The organism is Aeromonas sp. 602200 (assembly GCF_049173895.1).
Classification (GTDB): domain Bacteria; phylum Pseudomonadota; class Gammaproteobacteria; order Enterobacterales; family Aeromonadaceae; genus Aeromonas; species Aeromonas veronii_A.
This window is the reverse complement of the sequence record NZ_JAAKSL010000014.1, coordinates 17954-37232: the sequence shown is the minus strand read 5'-3', so window position 1 is coordinate 37232 and position 19279 is coordinate 17954. Positions and strand designations below refer to the sequence as shown.

The window sequence follows — 19279 nt, the reverse complement described above, 5'->3', positions numbered from 1 at the left end:
AAACCGGAGCAAATGCTCCGGTTTTTTGTTCCCCAAGTTTTATTAGAACTTGTAGGTAACAGAGAAGTAGTGGCTGAAGCCGGTGCTCTTCCACGGGGTACCGTCGTAGGCTTTGGAGCCATCTTTGGTACCGTAGGCATCCATGAAATACTTCAGGCCATAACCAACCGCGTAGCGATCGGAGTGCCAGTAGATACCGTGGAAGGTGGCCAGGTTGTCGCTGGTACGGTCAGCACGGTCATGGGTATCCAGGCCGAATTGATAATCCAGATAACCCTGGTAGGAGACAAAGCTGCCATTGCCGAAGGTATAGAAAGGCTTGAACCAGTTCATGGAGAACTGATAACCGTTCCACTCACCTTCTTCTTCGGTGAAGAACTGGTTCTCGGTGGCGTGACGTGCATACAGGTTCATGCCAACCTTGCCAAACCAGGGAACCATCACATCGGCACCCAGACCCAGCTGGTTTTCCATCTGCTTGTCACCAACGTTGTTCAGGTTGGCAATGTAAAGCTCTTGCACAGGACCAAAGGAGAGATCTTTACCTGTCAGCGCATCCAGAGACATACGCGGTGCAAACTTCATGAACAGGTTCTGACCATGGTGTTTATTGCTGTGACGGGAGTCGAAAATATCGAATACGTCGACGTAACCGTACAGGTCAAACAGGCCGGAGCGACCACCGAACTCCATTTCAAAATAGGTATCGTTGTAGTCCTCTTCACCGGTAGTGAAAGGACGCTGGTCGATGGTATGCATTACGTTGAACTGCATCCACTTGTAGTCATTCTTGTGGATGTCACCGCTGTAGTCAGCAGCAAAGGCCGGAGTAGCGGCAGCAGCCAGCAGACCGGCAGCGATCAGAGTCTTGGTAAATTTGGCCATTTTATTGGTCTCTTGTGCGTTAGTTGAGGTTTTCCGTAGCCTGCCCACAAGGAGCGAGAGGAATTCTAATCAAATAAAATTGGGGGTGAAACAACTTCTCGGGAACTTTATCCGGAAGTGTGAATCTAATCACCCCCGATTCTACGCAAACGCTTGCTATTTGTCAGCAACTGAGAACAACTCACCCCCTTTACGGGCGACCAGCACAATCAACAACAACACGGGCAAGCCCAACAAACTGGTGCCGACAAAGAAGGCGCTGTAGCCAATCTGCTCCACCACCTGCCCCGAAAAACCGGCCAACAACTTGGGCAGCAGCAACATCACCGAGCTGAACAGGGCGTATTGCGTCGCTGAAAACGCCACATTGGTCAGGCTGGAGAGATAGGTCACAAAAGCTGCGGTGGCGATACCCGCGCTGAGGTTATCGAGCGAAATGATCAGGGTCAGCAGCTCCAGGTTGTGACCAACCTGATGGAGCAGGGCAAACAGCAGATTGGTGCTGGCGGTGAGCAGCGCCCCGAGAAACAGGATCCGCAGCGTGCCAAAGCGCATCACCAGCACGCCCCCCAGTGCCGCCCCCACCAGCGTCATGATAACGCCAAACACCTTGGTGATAGTGGCGACTTCGGTCTTGCTGAACTGCATATCCACATAGAAGCTGTTGGACATCACCCCCATCACCACATCGGCAACCCGATAGCAGGCGATCAGAGCCAGGATCAGCAGCGCCGAGCTGCCATAACGGCGAAAGAAGTCGGCAAACGGACACCAGACCGCCTCATAGCCCCAGGCCCCCGCACTCGCCAGCAGCGCAGGCCACCCTTTTTCCAGGAGCTGCGCCTTGCGTTCGGCCTGTTGTTTGCCCTGCTCGGCCAGATCGATTTCCGGCTCGTGGCAAAACAGCGTGGTGATGACCCCGAGTGACATCAGACCCGCCATCACCAGATAGGTAATCTGCCAGCCACGATAGTCATAGCCACTATTGCTGCCAAACCAGGCTGCCAGCGCCAGCGCACCGGCCCCCGCCATGATCATCGCCAGTCGGTAACCGGTCATGTAAGAAGCAGCCATAGCCGCCTGCAGCCGCTCAGGGGCCGATTCGATGCGATAGGCGTCGATGACGATATCCTGCGTGGCCGAGGCAAAGGCCACCAGCAGGGCAAACATCGCCAGCTGGACCAGCTCGGTCTTGGGATCGCAGAACGCCATGCCGACCAACGCGGCGGCAATCAACAGCTGGGAGAAGAACATCCAGCTGCGGCGACGCCCCAGCAGCGTGGAGAGCAACGGCAGCGGCATGCGATCCACCAGCGGCGACCACAGCCATTTAAAGCCATAGGCGAGCGCCACCCAGCTCATATAGCCGATATCGGTCAGGCTGACATCGGCCTCACGCAACCAGAATGAGAGTGTACCGAACACCAGCAGCAGCGGCAGACCCGATGAAAAGCCCATGGCAAAGAGAATAAACACCCGAAATTCGAGATAGACGGCGAGGGACTCTCTCCAGCTTGGTTTGCGGATCATGTTCAACTACCTGACGACTTTGGAAAAGTGCGTCATTTTGGCAGGTTGATGGCAGATAGCCAAGGCGAGCAAAGAGATAGGCAAAAGAAGTCCGGATAGAGAAAAGGCACATCTCAAGCGGGATGTGCCTTGCATGGAGCATGGCGGGATCGTGGTGACGAACCGCGTCCGGCGAGAGTTACTTGCCCGCTTTCTTGTCGACTTTCTTGTCTGCCGGAGTTTCTGCCAGCAAGACCACCTTCTTCAGAATGATGGGACTGGTCGGCACATCGTTGGCACGCAGAATGGGGCTGTAACCGGTCTGTACCTGAGCAAGCTTGTCCAGCACCTCCATCCCCTGAACCACCTGACCGAACACGGTATAACCCGCAGAGCCACCGGCGTTGAGGTTATTGTTGTCGACCAGATTGAAGTAGAACTGGCGAGTAGCGCTGTCGACCGCCTGGGTGCGAGCCATAGCGATGGAGCCACGCTTGTTGGGCAGACCGCCGCGCGACTCGTTGACCACAGGCTCATAAGCCGGCAGTTGCTGGAACTGCTGGTTGTAGCCCCCACCCTGCACCACGAAATCCTGGATCACCCGGTGGAAGATGCTGCCGTCATAGCTGCCATCAGCCACGTAACGCAGGAAGTTTTTCACCGTCTGGGGCGCCTGCTTGGACGCCAGCTCCACCACGATATTGCCGTGGTTGGTCTCCATTCTCACTTTCGGGCCCGCGAACGCCAGCGGGGAGATCAGCATGGCCAGCAACCAGAGTTTTTTCATCATCAGACCCCTGCACCGTTCGGTTGACCTTTCAGGTAACCGCGCAGCGCATCATCCGCCATGATCTGCTGCAGCACGCTACCCAGTTGCAGGTTCAGTGTAGACTCCAGGTCGGCCATGCTTGGCTCGCTCGGGCTCTCCTTGCTGGAGGACATGTTGAACTGCTTGGTCAGACGGTTGCCCTGGAAATCGGCGATCACCTGCAGGCTGACGCGGGATTTGGTGACATAGGTAAAGGTCTTCTCTTCCACATTGACTGCGGCGTTGGAGATCACCAGCGTCAGGTTGGTGGTGCCACTGTTACCCACTTCCAGACCCTGGCTGCGCAGCCCTTCGGCCAGCCGCTCGGCCATCAGCAGATTGAGCGGACGCTCACTGTTGACCAGGACGGGGGCTTTATCTTTATGTTTAATGGAGAAGACGTAGGCAGCCTCACGCTTGTCTACCCCTTCCATGGTGATGCGATTGCCAGAGTAGTATTGCTGGTTGGCGGGGATCACCTGCGGATTGAGCAGTGCCGTCTCCGGCCAATGAGTGGCACACCCGCCCAGCATCAGGGCGGCCAGCAGCAAGAGTGACTTTTTCATCATGGTTTCCTTTGGCTTTAGCGTTTGATGGCTTTCAAAATAACGAATTTGCTGTTCGACGCAACGACTTGTGCGTTGGCAAACAAGCGCTTGAGTTTGTTGTGATAGTCCAGATGACGGTTGCCTACTATCCAGAGTTCACCCCCTTGAGGCAACACCCGGTGCGCATCGCTGAACATCTGCCAGGCGATATGATCGGTGATCGCCTGCAGCTGATGGAAAGGAGGGTTGCAGAGGATCCGATCCGCCGAGCCGACCGCCACCCCGTCGAGACAGTTATTGACCATAAAACGGGCGCGCGGCAGTGCATCGGGCAGATTGTGCTCGACGTTGAGCTGTGCCGAGGCGACTGCCATATAGGATTCATCGATAAAGGTCACCTCCACCTCGCTGTCTTTGGCGAGCAGCGACAGACCCAGCACCCCGTTGCCACAGCCCAGATCGATCACCTTGCGGGCACTGTGGATGGGCAGGTTGTCCAGCATAAAGCGGGCTCCAATATCGAGACTGGTGCGCGAGAAGACGTTGGCATGGTTGTGGATGAGCATGCCACTCCCCTCCAGCGGCCAGACAGTCGGGAAGGGGTTGGCCAGCTCGGGACGTTCTGCCTGCGGCTCACAGTGAATAAGGCGCGCCTTCTTCCAGGCCAGCGAGGTACGGGTAGGCCCCAAATACTTCTCGAACAACTTGAGGGTGGAGGTATGAATATCCTTCGCCTTGCCGGCAGCGATAACGCGGGTTGCCGGTGTCACCACCGCACGCAATGCCAGCAGTTGCTGCTCCAATAGAGCCTGATATTTGGAGACCTTGATCACTACCAGCGCAGGGGCATCGGGCAGCGGCGCCAGCGCATCCTGCAAGCGGATCCCGCCTGCATCCAGTCCGTTTTCGGCCAGATTGGCCAGGGTCGCCCGTTCACTGATGTAAGAGTCGGTGACGCAGCAGGGGGAGTGCGGATGCAGATAGGCGGCCAGCGCGCCAAAACCGTCATTCATGATGATGACGGGGCCCGCCTGCTCAAGGGGGGACTCCGCCAGGGTGTTGATCAGATATTCGTCAGCCGCATCCCAGGCTTGCAGGGTCTCCTGACTCTGGCGCGGATAGCGGTAGAGCGTGAGCTGGCAATGGGGAGTGTCGAGAAGGGTTTGCATAGGAAGAGTCCAACCTCGGCTTGATTCGTGTATACAGGCGCCAGGGGCGACGCAAAGTGGCGCTATTCTAGCGAGGAGCAGGAATTTCACCAGTTCGATGCGCATCAAGGGGGCAACTGACGGGTGATTTCCCTCTTACGGGGGCTTATTCCATCCCGCGACTGCCGATAGAATGGCCCGACATTCACTCTGGAAGCCGATCCGATGACTATCCAACAACTGATTGAAGCCAAGCTGACCGCCGCCCTCTCCCCTACCGTGCTGGAGGTGATCAACGAGAGCCACATGCACCGTGTGGAACCGGGATCTGAGAGCCACTTCAAGGTGGTGATCGTCAGCGAACAGTTTGCGGGTCAGCGCCTTCTCTCTCGGCATCGTCAGGTCAACGCCATCCTGGCCGATGAACTGGCCGGCGCTGTCCATGCACTTGCACTGCATACCTACACGGCAAGCGAGTGGCAGGAGAAGGGTAAGGCACCACGCACACCAGCTTGTGTTGGCAACCCCTCGCACTCCTGAACGGCTAGCTGTCACCCATTGCTCTGACCCACCACCCTATGGGTGACAAACAAACAAAAATTAAACAAAAAGCCGCCAGCCTGCTGATCCTGACAACCATAAATAGGTTTTTAATTCAGTTTTCCCTGGCGGCTTAGTCACAGCCTTACACAAGCATACCCCCATGGGGGTATTAAACTAAAAAAACCTTTAAAACCACAGCTTACAAGGAATTCAGGGGTTATTCATTGCAGGTTAATTTTGTGATGACGCAGGGATTTTGCCTATTTGGCATGGCAGAAAATGGGCCTTAAGTGGTAGACTCAAGCGCTTTTGAGTGACCTCGCATGTTGAATAATTGCTGAGCCTGACCACCCGGCGCAGCCACAACAGCGACTCATTCAACCACCCGTCGTGATGTATTTCTCGGCGCTAACCAACCTCTCTTCCCGTAACGGTAGTGCAATTAAGTATGATTACAATCAAAAGAGGACTGGACATCCCCGTGCTGGGTGCGCCAGAGCAAGTAATCTACGATGGCCCCGCCATCACCCGTGTTGCTACACTGGGCGAGGAGTTCGTGGGGATGCGACCTACTATGTTCGTCAAAGTAGGTGATCGCGTCATCAAAGGTCAGGAGCTCTTCGAAGACAAGAAGAATCCCGGCGTTAAATTCACGGCCCCCGCCACCGGCGTAGTTTCAGAGATCAACCGTGGAGCCAAACGTGTGCTCCAGTCAGTGGTCATCGACCTCGACGGCTCCGATGAGCAGGTGACCTTCGAGCATTTTGCCTCTTCCGAGCTGGCCAAGCTCGAGCGCAGCAAGGTGCAAGAGATCCTGGTTGCATCAGGTCAGTGGATAGCACTGCGCACTCGCCCGTTCAGCAAAGTCCCTGCGGTTGGCTCAGCCCCGCGCGCCATCTTCGTGACCGCGATGGACACCAACCCGCTGGCTGCCGATGCCGAGCTGATTATCAAGGAACAGCCGCAGGCCTTCCTCGATGGTCTTGCCGTATTGACCCGCCTGACCGACGGCACCGTCTATGTCTGTAAAGGCGAAGGCAGTCTGCCTCACTCCTCTTTGGCTCAGGTCAAGGAAGAGATCTTCGTCGGTCCGCACCCTGCCGGTCTGCCGGGTACCCATATCCACTTCCTGGATCCGGTCAGCAGCACCAAGGTGCAGTGGCACATCAACTATCAGGATGTGATCGCATTCGGCAAGCTGTTCACCACCGGTCAGATCTGCACCGACAAGGTGATCGCCCTGGCCGGCCCGAATGTGCTCAAGCCGCGTCTGCTGCGTACCCGTCTGGGGGCCTGCATCAGCCAACTCACCAACAATGAGCTGCGTGCCGATGAAAACCGCGTCATCTCCGGTTCCCTGCTGAGCGGCGCCAAGGCTGAGGGTGTTCACGACTATCTGGGTCGTTACCACAATCAGGTCTGTGCACTGGGCGAGGGTCGCGAGAAAGAGTTCCTGGGCTGGATCAACCCCAGTGCCAACAAGTTCTCCATCACCCGCACCACCCTCTCTCATCTGATGAAGGGTCGCCTTATCAACTTCACCACCACTACCAACGGTAGTGACCGTTCCATGGTGCCTATCGGCAACTATGAACGGGTGATGCCACTCGACATCCTGCCTACCCTGCTGCTGCGGGACATGGTCTCCGGCGATACCGACGGTGCGCAAGCACTGGGCTGCCTGGAGCTGGATGAGGAAGATTTGGCCCTCTGTACTTTCGTTTGCCCCGGCAAGACCGAGTACGGCCCTATCTTGCGTGAGTGCCTGACCAAGATTGAACTGGAAGGTTAAGCGATGAGTTTCAAGCAACTTCTTGAAAATATGGAACATCACTTCGAACCGGGTGGAAAGTACGCCAAGTACTACGCCCTGTTCGAAGCGGCGTACACCCTGTTCTATACCCCGGGTAGCGTTACCCGCAATGCCGCCCACGTCCGTGATGCGCTCGATCTGAAGCGCATGATGATCATGGTGTGGCTGGCCGTGTTCCCGGCCATGTTCTGGGGCATGTACAACGTTGGCAACCAGGCCATCGCCGCCATTGCCCACATGGGCTCGGCAGCCGGTGCCAGCAGCTGGCAATATGCCCTGGCCACCATGCTGGGTGCCTCCCTCGATCCGGCTGTTGCCGGTATCGGCAGCAAGATGCTGATTGGCGCCACCCACTTCTTCCCGATCTACATCACCGTCTTCTTTGTCGGTGGTTTCTGGGAAGTGCTGTTTGCCATGGTGCGCAAGCACGAGATCAACGAAGGCTTCTTCGTGACCTCCATCCTGTTTGCCCTGATCGTGCCGCCCGAGCTGCCCTTGTGGCAAGCTGCGCTGGGCATCACCTTCGGTGTGGTAATGGCCAAGGAAGTGTTCGGTGGTACCGGCAAAAACTTCCTGAACCCTGCGCTGGCAGGTCGTGCGTTCCTGTTCTTCGCCTACCCGGGCCAAATCTCCGGTGACGCAGTCTGGGTTGCCGTTGATGGCTACTCCGGTGCAACCGCGCTGAGCCAATGGGCTCAGGGCGGCCAGATGGCGCTGATCAACGGTGCCACCGGTCAGGCTATCAGCTGGATGGACGCTTTCCTTGGCAACCTGCCGGGTTCCATCGGTGAAGTCTCCACCCTGATGATCCTGCTGGGTGCGGCCATGATCGTCTATATGCGCATCGCCTCCTGGCGCATCATCGCCGGCGTGATGGTCGGTATGATCGCCACTTCCCTGCTGTTCAACGTCATCGGTTCCGATACCAACCCCATGTTCAACATGCCGTGGCACTGGCATCTGGTACTGGGTGGCTTCGCCTTCGGTATGGCCTTCATGGCGACCGACCCTGTCTCCGCCGCCTTTACCAACAAGGGCAAGTGGTGGTACGGCGCCCTGATCGGCGTGATGGTCGTGCTGGTTCGCGTGGTCAACCCTGCGTTCCCGGAAGGCATGATGCTGGCCATTCTGTTTGCAAACCTGTTTGCTCCCCTGTTTGACCACTTCGTCGCTCAGGCAAACATCAAGCGGAGGATTGCTCGTGGCGTTTAATAAAGACTCAACCTTCGGCACCATCAGCGTGGTCACCGGCCTCTGTCTGGCCTGTTCCATCGTGGTATCCGTTGCTGCCGTTGGCCTGCGTTCTACCCAAGAGGAGAACAAGGCGCTGGATAAACAGAGCAATATTCTCTCCGTAGCCGGCGTGGACATCAGCGATGTAGCCAAGCGCGATCTGGCCAAGCTGTATGGCGACAAGATCGAAGCCCGTCTGGTGGATCTCGCCACCGGTAACTTTGTTGACGGCGATGCCGACAACTTCGATACCAAACAGGCGGCCAAAGATCCGGCGCAAAACATCCGTCTGGCTGCTGCCGAGGACAAAGCTGGCCTGCGCCAGATCTCCAAGCTGGTTCCGGTGTTCTTCGCCAAGGATGCCGATGGCAAGATCGACAACATCATCCTGCCCATCTACGGTCAGGGTCTGTGGTCTACCATGTATGCCTTCGTCGCGGTTGCCGCTGATGGCCAGACCATCAAGGGCATCACCTACTATGACCACGGTGAAACCCCTGGTCTGGGCGGTGAAATCGAAAATCCGGCCTGGCGCGAGCTGTTTGTCGGCAAGAAGCTGTTCGATCAGGATGGCATGCCGGCGCTGCGCGTCATCAAGGGTCACGCTCCGGCGGGCTCCGAGCACGAGATCGACGGTCTCTCCGGTGCTACCCTGACCGGTAACGGTGTACAGCATACCTTTGACTTCTGGATGGGTCCCAAGGGCTTCGGTCCTTTCCTGGCCAAGGTTCGTGCAGGAGAAATCAACAATGGCTGACAAGAGCGAAATGAAGAAGTTGCTGTTGACTCCAGTGCTGGGCAACAACCCCATCGCCTTGCAGGTGCTGGGTGTCTGTTCCGCACTGGCGGTTACCAGCCAGATGAAGACAGCGTTTGTAATGACCCTTGCGGTCATGGCGGTCACCGCCTTCTCAAACCTGTTCATCTCCCTGATCCGCAACCAGATCCCGAACAGCGTGCGGATCATTGCCCAGATGGCGATCATCGCCTCGCTGGTTATCGTGGTTGACCAGGTGCTCAAGGCGTATGCCTATGACATCTCCAAGCAGCTGTCAGTCTTCGTCGGTCTCATCATTACCAACTGTATCGTGATGGGCCGCGCCGAAGCCTACGCCATGAAGAGCGCGCCGCTCCCCTCCTTCCTGGATGGTATCGGTAACGGTCTGGGCTATGGCGCCATTCTGCTGAGTGTCGCGACCGTGCGTGAACTGCTGGGCTCCGGCACCTGGTTTGGCATCGAGCTGCTGCCGCTGGTGAACAACGGTGGCTGGTATGTACCCAACGGCCTCCTGCTGCTGCCGCCGAGTGCATTCTTCATCATTGGTCTGATCATCTGGGGCGTGCGCACCAAGGATCCCAAGCAGGTGGAGGCGAAGGATTAAGGTATGGAACACTATCTGAGTCTGTTGATTAAATCGATCTTCATCGAAAACCTGGCACTCTCCTTCTTCCTGGGGATGTGTACCTTCCTGGCGGTATCCAAGAAGGTCAAGACCTCCATGGGTCTGGGTATTGCCGTTATCGTGGTGCAAACCATCGCCGTACCGGTCAACAACCTGATCTACAACTACGTGCTGAAGGCCGGAGCTCTCTCCCCTGACCTGGATCTGAGCTTCCTGAGCTTCATCACCTTTATCGGGGTGATCGCAGCGCTGGTACAGATCCTGGAGATGGCGCTGGACAAGTACTTCCCGGCTCTCTACAACGCGCTGGGCATCTTCCTGCCGCTCATCACCGTGAACTGCGCCATCTTCGGTGGCGTCTCCTTCATGGTGCAGCGTGACTACACCTTCGTGGAGTCTGTGGTCTACGGCGTGGGCTCAGGGGCAGGCTGGATGCTGGCGATCGTTGCGCTAGCGGGTATCCGCGAGAAGATGAAGTACTCCGATGTTCCGGAAGGCCTGCGTGGTCTGGGCATCACCTTCATCACCGCCGGTCTGATGGCGCTGGGCTTCATGTCCTTCTCTGGTATCTCCCTGTAATCGGCTTTCCTGCAATCAGAAAGGAACGATAGATGGAAATTATTTTGGGTGTGGTCATGTTTACCGTGATCCTGCTGGCACTGGTGGCAGTCATTCTGTTCGCCAAGTCCAAGCTGGTGACCGCGGGCGACGTGACAATCAGCATCAATGGTGACCCGGCCAAGGCTGTGACCAGCCCGGCCGGTGGCAAGCTGCTCGGCGTACTCGCCGGCAACGGTATCTTCGTCTCCTCCGCCTGTGGCGGCGGTGGCTCTTGCGGCCAGTGCAAGGTACGGGTGAAATCCGGTGGCGGCGACATCCTGCCGACCGAACTGGATCACATCAGCAAGGGCGAAGCCCGTCACGGCGAGCGTCTTGCCTGCCAGGTCACCGTGCGTGGCGACATGGACATCGAACTGCCGGAAGAGATCTTCGGGGTGAAGAAGTGGGAATGTACTGTTATCTCCAACGATAACAAGGCCACCTTCATCAAGGAGCTCAAGCTGCAGATCCCCGATGGCGAGAGCGTGCCGTTCCGCGCCGGTGGTTATATCCAGATCGAAGCGCCGGCTCACCACGTCTACTACAAGAACTTCGATATTCCCGAGGAGTATCGTGGTGACTGGGATCGCTTCAAGATTTTTGATCTGGAGTCCAAGGTCGATGAGCCGATCATCCGTGCCTACTCCATGGCCAACTATCCGGAAGAGTTCGGCATCATCATGCTGAACGTGCGTATCGCCACACCGCCCCCGAGCAACTGGACTGCCCCTCCGGGACAGATGTCCTCCTACATCTTCAGCCTGAAGCCGGGTGACAAGGTGACCATCTCCGGTCCGTTCGGTGAATTCTTCGCCAAGGATACCGATGCAGAAATGGTCTTTATCGGTGGTGGTGCGGGTATGGCGCCTATGCGCTCCCACATCTTCGACCAGCTGCGTCGCCTGAAGTCCAAGCGCAAGATGAGCTTCTGGTACGGTGCCCGTTCCAAGCGCGAGATGTTCTATGTCGAAGACTTCGACATGCTGGCGGCCGAGAACGAGAACTTCACCTGGAACGTCGCCCTGTCCGATCCGCAACCGGAAGACAACTGGGATGGCTACACCGGCTTCATCCACAATGTGCTCTACGAGAACTATCTCAAGAACCACGAAGCGCCGGAAGATTGCGAGTTCTACATGTGTGGACCTCCCGTGATGAACGCAGCCGTCATCAACATGCTCAAAGATCTGGGCGTTGAGGACGAGAACATCCTGCTGGATGATTTTGGTGGTTAATCCATGAACAGCGTTGTAAAAACCTGGCTAGCCTTCGGGCTAGCCTTTTTCTTGACAGGGTGCGGTCAGGAAAGCACGGTCCAGTCGAAGCCGGAGATCCATATCACCGGCAGCACCATGGGCACTTACTACTCCATCAAGGTGGCGGACAACGTCATCAGCGATGCGGCCAAGTTTCAGGCCGAGGTCGACGTACTGCTGGAGCGAGTCAACGATCAGATGTCCACCTATCGTCCCGATTCCGAACTGTCGCGCTTCAACCAGCACCACAGTTCGACACCGGTAGTGGTATCTCGGGACACGGCTCGGGTCATAACAGAAGCCATTCATATTGGCCGTGAGAGCCAGGGGGCGCTTGACGTCACCGTCGGCCCCTTGGTCAATCTGTGGGGCTTCGGTCCGGACAAGCGACCGACCAAAATACCATCGGAGGAGCTGATCACCCAGACCCGTCAGAAGACCGGCCTGGGCAACCTGCACGTCATCACTTCGGTCGATGCCGATACCCTGCAAAAGGATATCCCGGATCTTTACGTTGATCTATCCGCCATTGCCAAGGGCTTTGGTGTCGACAAGGTAGCCGAGTATCTGGAGTCTCTGGGTGCGCGCAACTATCTGGTAGAGATCGGCGGCGAGCTGCGGATCAATGGCGTCAACGGCAAGGGACACCCCTGGCGCGTTGCCATCGAGAAGCCGACAGCCAATGCCGGTTCGGTGCAGGAGGTGATCGTTCCGGGTGACAACGGGGTGGCCACCTCGGGTGAATATCGTAACTACTATGAGATGGATGGCCAGCGCTTCTCCCACACCATAGATCCACGCACCGGCAAGCCGATCCAGCACCGCATGGTGTCGGTCACCGTGATCCATCCCTCCTGCATGACCGCAGACGGGCTGGCGACCGTATTCATGGTCATGGGACCGGAAAAGAGCCTGGCCTATGCCAAAGAGCGTGGTCTGGCGATCTTCGTGATCACCAAGACGGACAACGGCTTTGAAGAGGCCTACTCCGATGCGTTCAAACAGTATCTGGTCAGGAAATAGGGAGGATAGATGCAGGTTTTTCTGATCACCTTCGGGGTATTCATGCTGGCGATAGCCGCCATGGCTATCGGCTATATCTTCCAGAAAAAATCCATCTCCGGCTCCTGTGGCGGTCTGGGGAGCGTTGGCATCGAGAAAGAGTGCGATTGCCCGGAACCCTGCGACAATCGCAAGAAGAAGATGGCCAAGGAAGAGGCCCGTCGCAAGATGCTGGAAGAGAACCGCATCATCTGATGACCCTGATTTTTCGATAAACAAAAGCGCGCTGGTGGCGCGCTTTTTTATTGGCTTTCATGCAGTGTAGGCCGGTCATAATTTTCGCTCGATATAGAGGATCACCTCCCCCAAATGGATGCCGAACTTGCTGATAGCGGCGCGATTGATCAGTCGATCCTCATCCAGCAGATACATCCAGTCATCGAAGCTCACCCGCACCACCTCGCCATCCGGCAGCGCCAGATCGAGCTGATAACGCCAGTTGAGGGCAAACCCTTGGCTTTTACCTACCGCCTCTCCCACCACATCGGAAGCGGTACCGCGCCAGTGACCATCAGCCCCCTTGCTCAGATACCAGGTTCGGGTCTGCTGGCGGCCATCGTCAAAGTAGAACTGCTCGAACAGCTCTCCCTTACCGTTCTGCCAGCGCCCCACCATCTCCACCCGAAAGCGACTGGTCACTTCGCCGCTGCGGTCGGTCACCAGGCCGTGAGCCACCAGCTTGCCGTTGAAGAAACGGGCGAGATCCCAGTTTGGCCCCTGCCCCCGATAGTCATCGAGACTGGCACCACAGCCGCTCAGCAACAAAAAAGGGATCAACAGTAACCAGCGATATGCACGATAGAAAGACATCAGGAGCTCCATGTTCAGGGTTGGCCACGCAGGCGGCGGGTCAGGGCAGGATCGCGGCTATTGTCAGCCAGCCAGATGGCGAGAAAAGCGGCCGAAAAATGTGGATCGGCAAGAGTGCCGAGGGGTTTTTCCTGCCACCAGAAGTGGCCTACACCGCCCTTGTCGACATAAAAGGTGAGCTTGTCGCCCGCCTGCACATCAGGCCAGAGTGCAGCGAGCTGGCCGAGCCAGCGCTGACGCTCGGCGTCAGTGCCAAGACCTAGCCGCTGCCACTCGGCGGCGGTGGCACTCAGCAGATCTTCCCGCTCGATGGGTCTGGCATAGGTGAGGGTCAGGGCCTGCGGATAGTGACCGGGCTGATAGTGCCCGCTCGCACTGTAGAGGGTGGCATCGTAGAGCTTGAACCAGAGCCAGTTCATCTCCCCCTGCCCGACCGGGCGCAACTGCTGCCAGGGGGCGGCAGAAGCCTGCACCGCGGTTGCAGCCAAGAGCGTAAACGCCAGCAGCAGCGGGTTAATTCCACCCCATATGCCAGTGGTTGGGGTCTTCCAGTTCATGCCAGTCCATCTCCTGTTCCTGCAGGGTATTGATATCCTGCATCACCACCTGCACCAGCTGCCCCTGCGCATCCCGCTGGCAGGCAACCACCAGATAGAAGCGATCAGTCAGCTCATGCTGGCTCTCTTTGGTCCATTTGGAAAAAAGCAACGAGTCGGTCGAAAAGGTGTTTGTCATGACTCACCCTCCAGCTTGACCATTACCCACAGGAGTACGGGTAACCACCACATCCAGATCACAGCCAGCAGCGCCGTGCTGATCCAGATGCCCCAGGGTAAGTTTACTGCCCCCATGGCGGCCCCCGCCACATAGGAGGAGGCACCGCCAAACACGCCAAATAGTGCCTGCTGCCAGCGAGGCAAGCGCAGCAGCCAGCGCATACCGTGGGCCAGCGTCAGGGCAAAACCTAGCCAGAGCAGCACCAGCCAGAGGGGAAAACCGGACGGGAACCGGAACAGGCCGAGCTGCCAGAGCAGGGCATCCAGCAGACAGCCGACGACCGCGATGGGAAGCAGCCGCCAGTCACGCTGGCGGCTGGGTGAGAAGAGAAAGTGCAGCAGCAACATTGCCAGCAGCGGGCCCGGCTGCTGCCACTTCACCGCCAGCAACCAGTAGAGGTTGAACCCCAGCAGGTGAGCCCACTGCCACATGGTCAGTGACCGCTTACTGGCACATCACCCGACCAGCCAGCGGGCCCCGGCTTGGCGGCCTCCAGCTGCACCAGACTGATGGTGCGCTCCCAGAATCCCCCCTCGCAATAGGCAAAGTAGAAGTGCCACAGCCGGATGAAATCCTGGCTGTAACCGAGCTTGGGCATCTCGGGTGCCAACGCCAGAAACCGCTCGCACCAGTGAGCCAGTGTACGGGCATAGTGATGACCGTGATCGTGCAACCGCACCAGCTGCATGTCGGTCTCCCGCGCCAGCAACCCCGCCATCTGGGAAACGCTGGGCAGGCAGCCACCGGGGAAGATATAGCGCTGGATAAAATCGACCCCTCGCAGATACTGGGCGTGGCGCTGATCGGCGATGGTGATGGCCTGAATGAGCAGGCGACCACCGGGTTTGAGCAGCCGCGACAGCTGGCGGAAATAGTCGGGCAGGAAGGCGTGGCCCACCGCCTCGATCATCTCGATGGAGACCAGCTTGTCATAGGTGCCCTCAAGCTTGCGGTAATCCTCCAGCAGCAAGGTGATGCGATCCCCCAGCCCCTCCCGCGCAATCCACTCCTTGGCATAGTCATGCTGGGCCCGGGAGATAGTCGTGGTGGTCACCCGGCAGCCATAGTGGCGGGCGGCATAGACGGCGAGGCCGCCCCAGCCGGTGCCGATCTCCAGCAGATGATCGTCAGGCCCCAGCTCCAGTCGTTCGCAGATGGTGCGCAACTTGGCCTGCTGCCCCTCTTCCAAAGTAGCCTCGGCGCTCGGATAGATGGCGCTCGAGTACTGCATATGGCTGTCGAGAAAACCCTGATAGAGGGTATTGCCGAGATCGTAGTGGGCGGCGATGTTGGAGCGCGAACCGGTTAGAGTATTGCGGTTGAGCCAGTGGCGCACCTTGTTGAAGGGGAAACTGAGCCAGCCTAAGCGCCGCTCGAGGGAGTCGAGCAGAGTCAGGTTGCGAGCCAGCAGCCGTACAAACGCCACCGGATCCGGGCTGGTCCAGAGCCCCTCCACCCAGGTCTCCCCGGCGGCAATGCTGCCCCCCAGCAACAGGCGGCGATAGAAGGCGGGATCCTGCACCACCAGTTCGGCATGCAGATCGGTGCCCGCCACGCCAAAGCTGTGGCGCTTACCGCCATCCCGCAGCAGCAGCTGGCCATGTTCTAGGCGCCCCAGCAGATTGAGCAGCAGTTGCCTTGCCCCCTTGTCGATGAAAGAGGCAGAGAGGGTTGATTGAGCAAGTTCCATTAGCGGCTCTCCGGATGGGTAAATATCGGGGTTCGTTTGATAAAAAGACGCAGGGCCTGCCAGTAGATCCCGAGCAGCACCTTCATGGTCATCCATGGCCAGCAGGCCAGCAGGGCCACCAGCCCCTTGCGCGACAAGGGTTCGCGAGTGAGCGCCAGGGTGGCGTCAAACAACTTGGCTTCACCGGATACGGGATGACTCTCGATATGGATCAGCGTCTCCTGCGCGGGCGGCCTGATCCGCCAGTGATAACGCATCGCCAGCCCCATGAAAGGGGAGACGTGAAAATCCTTGTCATGGGGTGCCAGCGCCGCCAGATCCAGCAGGTAGTAGTGACGCTCGTTCCAGGGGGTGTTGGAGACCTCTGCCAGCAGATAGCGGGCGTCTCCCTGCCGGTAGCAGAAGTAGAAGTTGACCGGGCTGAAGTAGAACCCGAGACAGCGCACATTGCCGAGCAGCAGTACCCGCCCCTCGGGCTCGGCATCACCACCCAGCTCGCTCACCTTCTGCCACACCGCCTGCTTGAGGCTCCCCTCGCTGCCCTTGAGATAGTCATGGCGGTGAAACGAGAGCAGCCCCGAGCGCTCCACCCCGAACCAGCGCCCCTGATCGAGCTGCGGCAGCTCGTCGAGATCCAGTCCCAGCATAAAGAGGCTGTAGGAGAAGGCGTGGGGCCGCGGCGCGAAACGGCGGTGGCGCACCGAACCCTGCCAGATGGCGCTGGTGACGCCGGCCAGTTCGTCGGCACGCTCATGTTCGGTGGCCACAGTGGCGCCGTTCATAGCTCGGCCCCGAAGCGCCTGGCGACATCCAGCGCGCTGCGCACCCCATCCTCGTGGAAGCCGTTGTACCAGTAGGCACCGCAGAAGTGGGTGTGCTGTTGGCCGCAGATCTCCGCACGCCGTTGCTGGGCGGCAATAGAGGCCTGATTGAACACCGGATGGTGGTAGACGAAGCGGCGCAGCACCTTGCTCTCATCCACCTTGCCCTTGGGGTTGAGGCTGACGCAGAAGGGCTCCGGCGAGTTCACCCCCTGCAGGATGTTCATGTTGTAGCTCACCAGTGGCCGCGCCTCGTCATTGCCATCGAGCTGATAGTTCCAGCTGGCCCATGCCTTGCGGCGGGTGGGCAGGCAGCTAGCATCGGTGTGGAGCCAGACATCGTTGGCCTGATAGGGCATGTCGCCGAGGATGGCCTGCTCCCGCTCGCCGGGATCCGCCAGCAGCGCCAGCGCCTGATCGCTGTGGCAGGCGAAGATCACCTCGTCAAACCGCTCCTCACCGTAACTGCTCTGGATCACCACGCCGTCCGCGTCCCGCCGTACGCTCTGCACCGGACAGGCGAGGCGGATCTGCGACTGCCAACCCGCGGTAAGGGGGCCGATATATTCCCGCGAGCCACCCGGGATCACGTACCACTGGGGGCGATTGGCCACATCGAGCAGGCCGTGGTTGGCAAAAAAGCGCAGGAAGAAGCCAAGGGGGAAGGCACGCATATCGGCCAGAGTCGATGACCAGATCGCCGCTCCCATCGGCAAGATATAGTGGCGGGCGAAGTAGTCGCTAAACTCCCCCGCCAGCAGAAAGTCCCCCAGGGTCAGCTCGGGGCCCGCCCCCTGATGTTGACCATCCGCCAGCCAGGCCCGTGCCTCCCGGTTGAACCGCAAAATCTCGGCGACAAAGCCGTAGAAGCGCGGACTCAGCAGATTACTGCGCTGGGCAAACAGGGTGTCGAGGTTGTGGCCGTTATACTCCAGTCCCTCCGGGCTCTTCACTGAGAAGCTCATCTCGGCCGGTTGGCGCGCCATGCCGATCCGCGCCAGCAACTTCAAGAAGTTGGGGTAGGTGCGATCGTTGAAGACGATAAAGCCGGTGTCGATGGCATAGCTGCGGCCAGCCTGATTCACATCGACGGTCGCAGTATGGCCGCCCAGAGTCGGCGCCGCCTCGAACAGGGTGATGTCATGGAGTTTGTGGAGCAGAAAACCGGCGGTGAGCCCCGAGATCCCTGAACCGACGATGGCGATCTTTTTCTTCATGAATGGCTTCCTTTCGATACGAGTGCGCGGCCAAGGCGCAGCCAGAGCCCCACCGGCAGCGCACCAAGCAGGCGCAGCAACCAGATGAAACGGCGGGGAAAGTGGATCTGGTGACGACCAGCGGTCAGCCCGTCCATGATGGCACGGGAGGCCTGCTCCACCGTCACCAGACAGGGCATGGGAAAATCATTTTTGGCGGTGAGCGGCGTCTGGACAAAGCCGGGGCGGATCAGGGTCACCCCAATCCCTTTGCTGGCCAAATCGAGGCGCAAGGTATCCGCCAGATAGTCGAGGGCCGCCTTGGAGGCACCATAGGCCTCGGCTCGCGGCAGCGGCAGCCAGCTCACCGACGAGCTGACGATGGCCAGCCGTGATCCCGCTCCTAACAGCGGCAAGAAGGCAGCCAAAGCATGGCCGGTGGCGGTCAGATTGGTGTCGATGACACGGGCAAACAGCTCGCTGTCAAACCCCTCCGCCACATCCATGTACTCGCAGTTGCCTGCGTTGAGGATCAGCAGATCGAGGAATGGCAGCGTAGCAGCCACCCCGCTCATTGCGGCCAGATCCCGGGCATCGAACTGCAGCGGCGTGACGCCATCCAGCCCCAGCGCCTGCAGCCGTTCGCCATCGCGGCCACAACCCCACACCTGCCAGCCTGCCCGCCGGTAATCGAGCGCCAACTGGCGACCGATGCCGGAAGTCGCGCCTGTAATAAGCACCCGGCCGCTCATGCGCCAAGCCTCATCTTGATGGTGCGCACCACGGGCCCAAGCAGCGGCAACTGCTCGTAGAGCATGGCGCCCAGGTCAAAATAGTCCCGGTGCTGGCACACCTTGCCCGCCTCGTCGAATTCGAGGTGGGTGGCCCCCTCCACCGTCACCGGCTCACCACCACGTAATCTGGGGTGAGAGAAGGTCATGGTCCAGCCGAGCCAGGCCTGCGGCCCTTGCTGCTGCTGACTGGTGATGACGAAGCGACAGTAGGCGAGGCGCTGATAGAGGGCGGCAAAATAGTCGCCAAGGGCCGCCAGCCCCTCAATGCGGTGGGCCGGATCGGTAAAGACCACCTGTTCGGCATAGACCTCGGGCAAGCGGTGCAACTGCTGTTTGTCCAGTTGCTGATAGAGGCCAATAAAGCGGGCCAGCGGCTCGTTCAT

Annotated in this window: 23 protein-coding genes; 9 read left to right on the top strand and 14 right to left on the bottom strand. The window is 58.7% G+C overall.

What is annotated here, in order from left to right; all coding sequences use genetic code 11:
- Positions 1-42 precede the first annotated feature (42 nt).
- The 5 genes from G5221_RS15815 to G5221_RS15795 all read right to left on the bottom strand — a co-directional run bounded on the left by G5221_RS15815 (position 43) and on the right by G5221_RS15795 (position 4919).
- Positions 43-885 carry an outer membrane protein OmpK gene (locus tag G5221_RS15815; protein ID WP_204385165.1) on the bottom strand — a complete coding sequence of 281 codons (843 nt, stop codon included), beginning with the start codon at positions 883-885 and terminating at the stop codon, positions 43-45.
- A gap of 156 nt (positions 886-1041) precedes the next feature.
- Positions 1042-2421 (bottom strand): AmpG family muropeptide MFS transporter, encoded by a 1380-nt coding sequence (locus G5221_RS15810; RefSeq protein ID WP_421263557.1) that lies wholly within the window; start codon positions 2419-2421, stop codon positions 1042-1044.
- 172 nt (positions 2422-2593) lie between these two features.
- Positions 2594-3181 (bottom strand): peptidylprolyl isomerase, encoded by a 588-nt coding sequence (locus tag G5221_RS15805; RefSeq protein ID WP_421263571.1) that lies wholly within the window; start codon positions 3179-3181, stop codon positions 2594-2596.
- 2 nt (positions 3182-3183) lie between these two features.
- On the bottom strand, positions 3184-3768 hold the full coding sequence (locus G5221_RS15800) for a YajG family lipoprotein (RefSeq protein ID WP_421263556.1): 585 nt from the start codon (positions 3766-3768) through the stop codon (positions 3184-3186).
- A gap of 17 nt (positions 3769-3785) precedes the next feature.
- A complete protein-coding gene (locus G5221_RS15795; protein WP_421263555.1) occupies positions 3786-4919 on the bottom strand; it encodes a methyltransferase in 1134 nt (377 codons plus the stop codon).
- 204 nt (positions 4920-5123) lie between these two features.
- Between G5221_RS15795 and G5221_RS15790 the strand changes: the two genes are divergently transcribed.
- The 9 genes from G5221_RS15790 to nqrM all read left to right on the top strand — a co-directional run bounded on the left by G5221_RS15790 (position 5124) and on the right by nqrM (position 13003).
- Positions 5124-5438: a BolA family protein gene (locus tag G5221_RS15790; protein ID WP_005343682.1), complete on the top strand. Its 315-nt coding sequence runs from the start codon at positions 5124-5126 to the stop codon at positions 5436-5438.
- Between the two features lie 451 nt (positions 5439-5889).
- Positions 5890-7233, top strand: a complete 1344-nt coding sequence (locus tag G5221_RS15785) for a Na(+)-translocating NADH-quinone reductase subunit A (RefSeq protein WP_216951904.1) — start codon at positions 5890-5892, stop codon at positions 7231-7233.
- 3 nt (positions 7234-7236) lie between these two features.
- Entirely contained in the window at positions 7237-8466 is a 1230-nt protein-coding gene (locus G5221_RS15780; RefSeq protein WP_227341210.1) for an NADH:ubiquinone reductase (Na(+)-transporting) subunit B, read from the top strand.
- Positions 8456-9244 carry a Na(+)-translocating NADH-quinone reductase subunit C gene (locus G5221_RS15775; RefSeq protein WP_005343676.1) on the top strand — a complete coding sequence of 263 codons (789 nt, stop codon included), beginning with the start codon at positions 8456-8458 and terminating at the stop codon, positions 9242-9244. The genes G5221_RS15780 and G5221_RS15775 overlap by 11 nt, the downstream gene beginning before the upstream one ends.
- On the top strand, positions 9237-9869 hold the full coding sequence (locus G5221_RS15770) for an NADH:ubiquinone reductase (Na(+)-transporting) subunit D (protein ID WP_033114212.1): 633 nt from the start codon (positions 9237-9239) through the stop codon (positions 9867-9869). The genes G5221_RS15775 and G5221_RS15770 overlap by 8 nt, the downstream gene beginning before the upstream one ends.
- Positions 9870-9872: 3 nt before the next feature.
- Positions 9873-10469, top strand: coding sequence for an NADH:ubiquinone reductase (Na(+)-transporting) subunit E (nqrE, locus tag G5221_RS15765; protein ID WP_227341212.1), 597 nt, complete (start codon positions 9873-9875; stop codon positions 10467-10469).
- 32 nt (positions 10470-10501) lie between these two features.
- Positions 10502-11725, top strand: a complete 1224-nt coding sequence (gene nqrF / locus G5221_RS15760; RefSeq protein ID WP_005343670.1) for an NADH:ubiquinone reductase (Na(+)-transporting) subunit F — start codon at positions 10502-10504, stop codon at positions 11723-11725.
- A 3-nt stretch (positions 11726-11728) separates the two neighbouring features.
- On the top strand, positions 11729-12769 hold the full coding sequence (locus G5221_RS15755) for an FAD:protein FMN transferase ApbE (protein ID WP_005343668.1): 1041 nt from the start codon (positions 11729-11731) through the stop codon (positions 12767-12769).
- A gap of 9 nt (positions 12770-12778) precedes the next feature.
- Complete coding sequence (nqrM, locus tag G5221_RS15750; RefSeq protein ID WP_227341214.1) at positions 12779-13003, top strand: (Na+)-NQR maturation NqrM; 225 nt, start codon at positions 12779-12781, stop codon at positions 13001-13003.
- A gap of 75 nt (positions 13004-13078) precedes the next feature.
- On the opposite strand, the gene G5221_RS15745 is transcribed toward nqrM, so the two are convergent.
- From G5221_RS15745 to G5221_RS15705, 9 genes are read right to left on the bottom strand one after another with little or no spacing between them, the layout of a single operon-like run.
- Positions 13079-13618, bottom strand: a complete 540-nt coding sequence (locus tag G5221_RS15745) for a DUF3833 domain-containing protein (protein WP_227341216.1) — start codon at positions 13616-13618, stop codon at positions 13079-13081.
- A 14-nt stretch (positions 13619-13632) separates the two neighbouring features.
- Entirely contained in the window at positions 13633-14175 is a 543-nt protein-coding gene (locus G5221_RS15740) for a chalcone isomerase family protein (protein WP_227341218.1), read from the bottom strand.
- Positions 14132-14353 carry a TIGR02450 family Trp-rich protein gene (locus tag G5221_RS15735; protein WP_005338671.1) on the bottom strand — a complete coding sequence of 74 codons (222 nt, stop codon included), beginning with the start codon at positions 14351-14353 and terminating at the stop codon, positions 14132-14134. The genes G5221_RS15740 and G5221_RS15735 overlap by 44 nt, the downstream gene beginning before the upstream one ends.
- A complete protein-coding gene (locus G5221_RS15730; RefSeq protein ID WP_159163039.1) occupies positions 14350-14826 on the bottom strand; it encodes a DUF2878 domain-containing protein in 477 nt (158 codons plus the stop codon). Before G5221_RS15730 ends, G5221_RS15735 begins: the two co-directional genes overlap by 4 nt.
- Before the next feature lie 2 nt (positions 14827-14828).
- Entirely contained in the window at positions 14829-16085 is a 1257-nt protein-coding gene (locus G5221_RS15725) for an SAM-dependent methyltransferase (RefSeq protein ID WP_227341220.1), read from the bottom strand.
- Positions 16085-16867, bottom strand: a complete 783-nt coding sequence (locus G5221_RS15720; RefSeq protein WP_227341221.1) for a DUF1365 domain-containing protein — start codon at positions 16865-16867, stop codon at positions 16085-16087. The genes G5221_RS15725 and G5221_RS15720 overlap by 1 nt, the downstream gene beginning before the upstream one ends.
- Positions 16864-18123: an NAD(P)/FAD-dependent oxidoreductase gene (locus G5221_RS15715; RefSeq protein WP_227341223.1), complete on the bottom strand. Its 1260-nt coding sequence runs from the start codon at positions 18121-18123 to the stop codon at positions 16864-16866. Before G5221_RS15715 ends, G5221_RS15720 begins: the two co-directional genes overlap by 4 nt.
- Complete coding sequence (locus G5221_RS15710; RefSeq protein WP_227341225.1) at positions 18120-18854, bottom strand: SDR family NAD(P)-dependent oxidoreductase; 735 nt, start codon at positions 18852-18854, stop codon at positions 18120-18122. The genes G5221_RS15715 and G5221_RS15710 overlap by 4 nt, the downstream gene beginning before the upstream one ends.
- Positions 18851-19279 (bottom strand): nuclear transport factor 2 family protein, encoded by a 429-nt coding sequence (locus G5221_RS15705; protein ID WP_167572453.1) that lies wholly within the window; start codon positions 19277-19279, stop codon positions 18851-18853. Before G5221_RS15705 ends, G5221_RS15710 begins: the two co-directional genes overlap by 4 nt.

Coding starts and splice junctions, on each gene's coding strand:
- G5221_RS15815 (WP_204385165.1), bottom strand. CDS start 885: ATGGCCAAATTTACCAAGACTCTGATCGCTGCCGGTCTGCTGGCTGCT.
- G5221_RS15805 (WP_421263571.1), bottom strand. CDS start 3,181: ATGAAAAAACTCTGGTTGCTGGCCATGCTGATCTCCCCGCTGGCGTTC.
- G5221_RS15800 (WP_421263556.1), bottom strand. CDS start 3,768: ATGAAAAAGTCACTCTTGCTGCTGGCCGCCCTGATGCTGGGCGGGTGT.
- G5221_RS15795 (WP_421263555.1), bottom strand. CDS start 4,919: ATGCAAACCCTTCTCGACACTCCCCATTGCCAGCTCACGCTCTACCGC.
- G5221_RS15790 (WP_005343682.1), top strand. CDS start 5,124: ATGACTATCCAACAACTGATTGAAGCCAAGCTGACCGCCGCCCTCTCC.
- G5221_RS15785 (WP_216951904.1), top strand. CDS start 5,890: ATGATTACAATCAAAAGAGGACTGGACATCCCCGTGCTGGGTGCGCCA.
- G5221_RS15780 (WP_227341210.1), top strand. CDS start 7,237: ATGAGTTTCAAGCAACTTCTTGAAAATATGGAACATCACTTCGAACCG.
- G5221_RS15770 (WP_033114212.1), top strand. CDS start 9,237: ATGGCTGACAAGAGCGAAATGAAGAAGTTGCTGTTGACTCCAGTGCTG.
- nqrE (WP_227341212.1), top strand. CDS start 9,873: ATGGAACACTATCTGAGTCTGTTGATTAAATCGATCTTCATCGAAAAC.
- nqrF (WP_005343670.1), top strand. CDS start 10,502: ATGGAAATTATTTTGGGTGTGGTCATGTTTACCGTGATCCTGCTGGCA.
- G5221_RS15755 (WP_005343668.1), top strand. CDS start 11,729: ATGAACAGCGTTGTAAAAACCTGGCTAGCCTTCGGGCTAGCCTTTTTC.
- nqrM (WP_227341214.1), top strand. CDS start 12,779: ATGCAGGTTTTTCTGATCACCTTCGGGGTATTCATGCTGGCGATAGCC.
- G5221_RS15745 (WP_227341216.1), bottom strand. CDS start 13,618: ATGTCTTTCTATCGTGCATATCGCTGGTTACTGTTGATCCCTTTTTTG.
- G5221_RS15740 (WP_227341218.1), bottom strand. CDS start 14,175: ATGAACTGGAAGACCCCAACCACTGGCATATGGGGTGGAATTAACCCG.
- G5221_RS15735 (WP_005338671.1), bottom strand. CDS start 14,353: ATGACAAACACCTTTTCGACCGACTCGTTGCTTTTTTCCAAATGGACC.
- G5221_RS15730 (WP_159163039.1), bottom strand. CDS start 14,826: ATGTGGCAGTGGGCTCACCTGCTGGGGTTCAACCTCTACTGGTTGCTG.
- G5221_RS15725 (WP_227341220.1), bottom strand. CDS start 16,085: ATGGAACTTGCTCAATCAACCCTCTCTGCCTCTTTCATCGACAAGGGG.
- G5221_RS15720 (WP_227341221.1), bottom strand. CDS start 16,867: ATGAACGGCGCCACTGTGGCCACCGAACATGAGCGTGCCGACGAACTG.
- G5221_RS15715 (WP_227341223.1), bottom strand. CDS start 18,123: ATGAAGAAAAAGATCGCCATCGTCGGTTCAGGGATCTCGGGGCTCACC.
- G5221_RS15710 (WP_227341225.1), bottom strand. CDS start 18,854: ATGAGCGGCCGGGTGCTTATTACAGGCGCGACTTCCGGCATCGGTCGC.
- G5221_RS15705 (WP_167572453.1), bottom strand. CDS start 19,279: ATGAACGAGCCGCTGGCCCGCTTTATTGGCCTCTATCAGCAACTGGAC.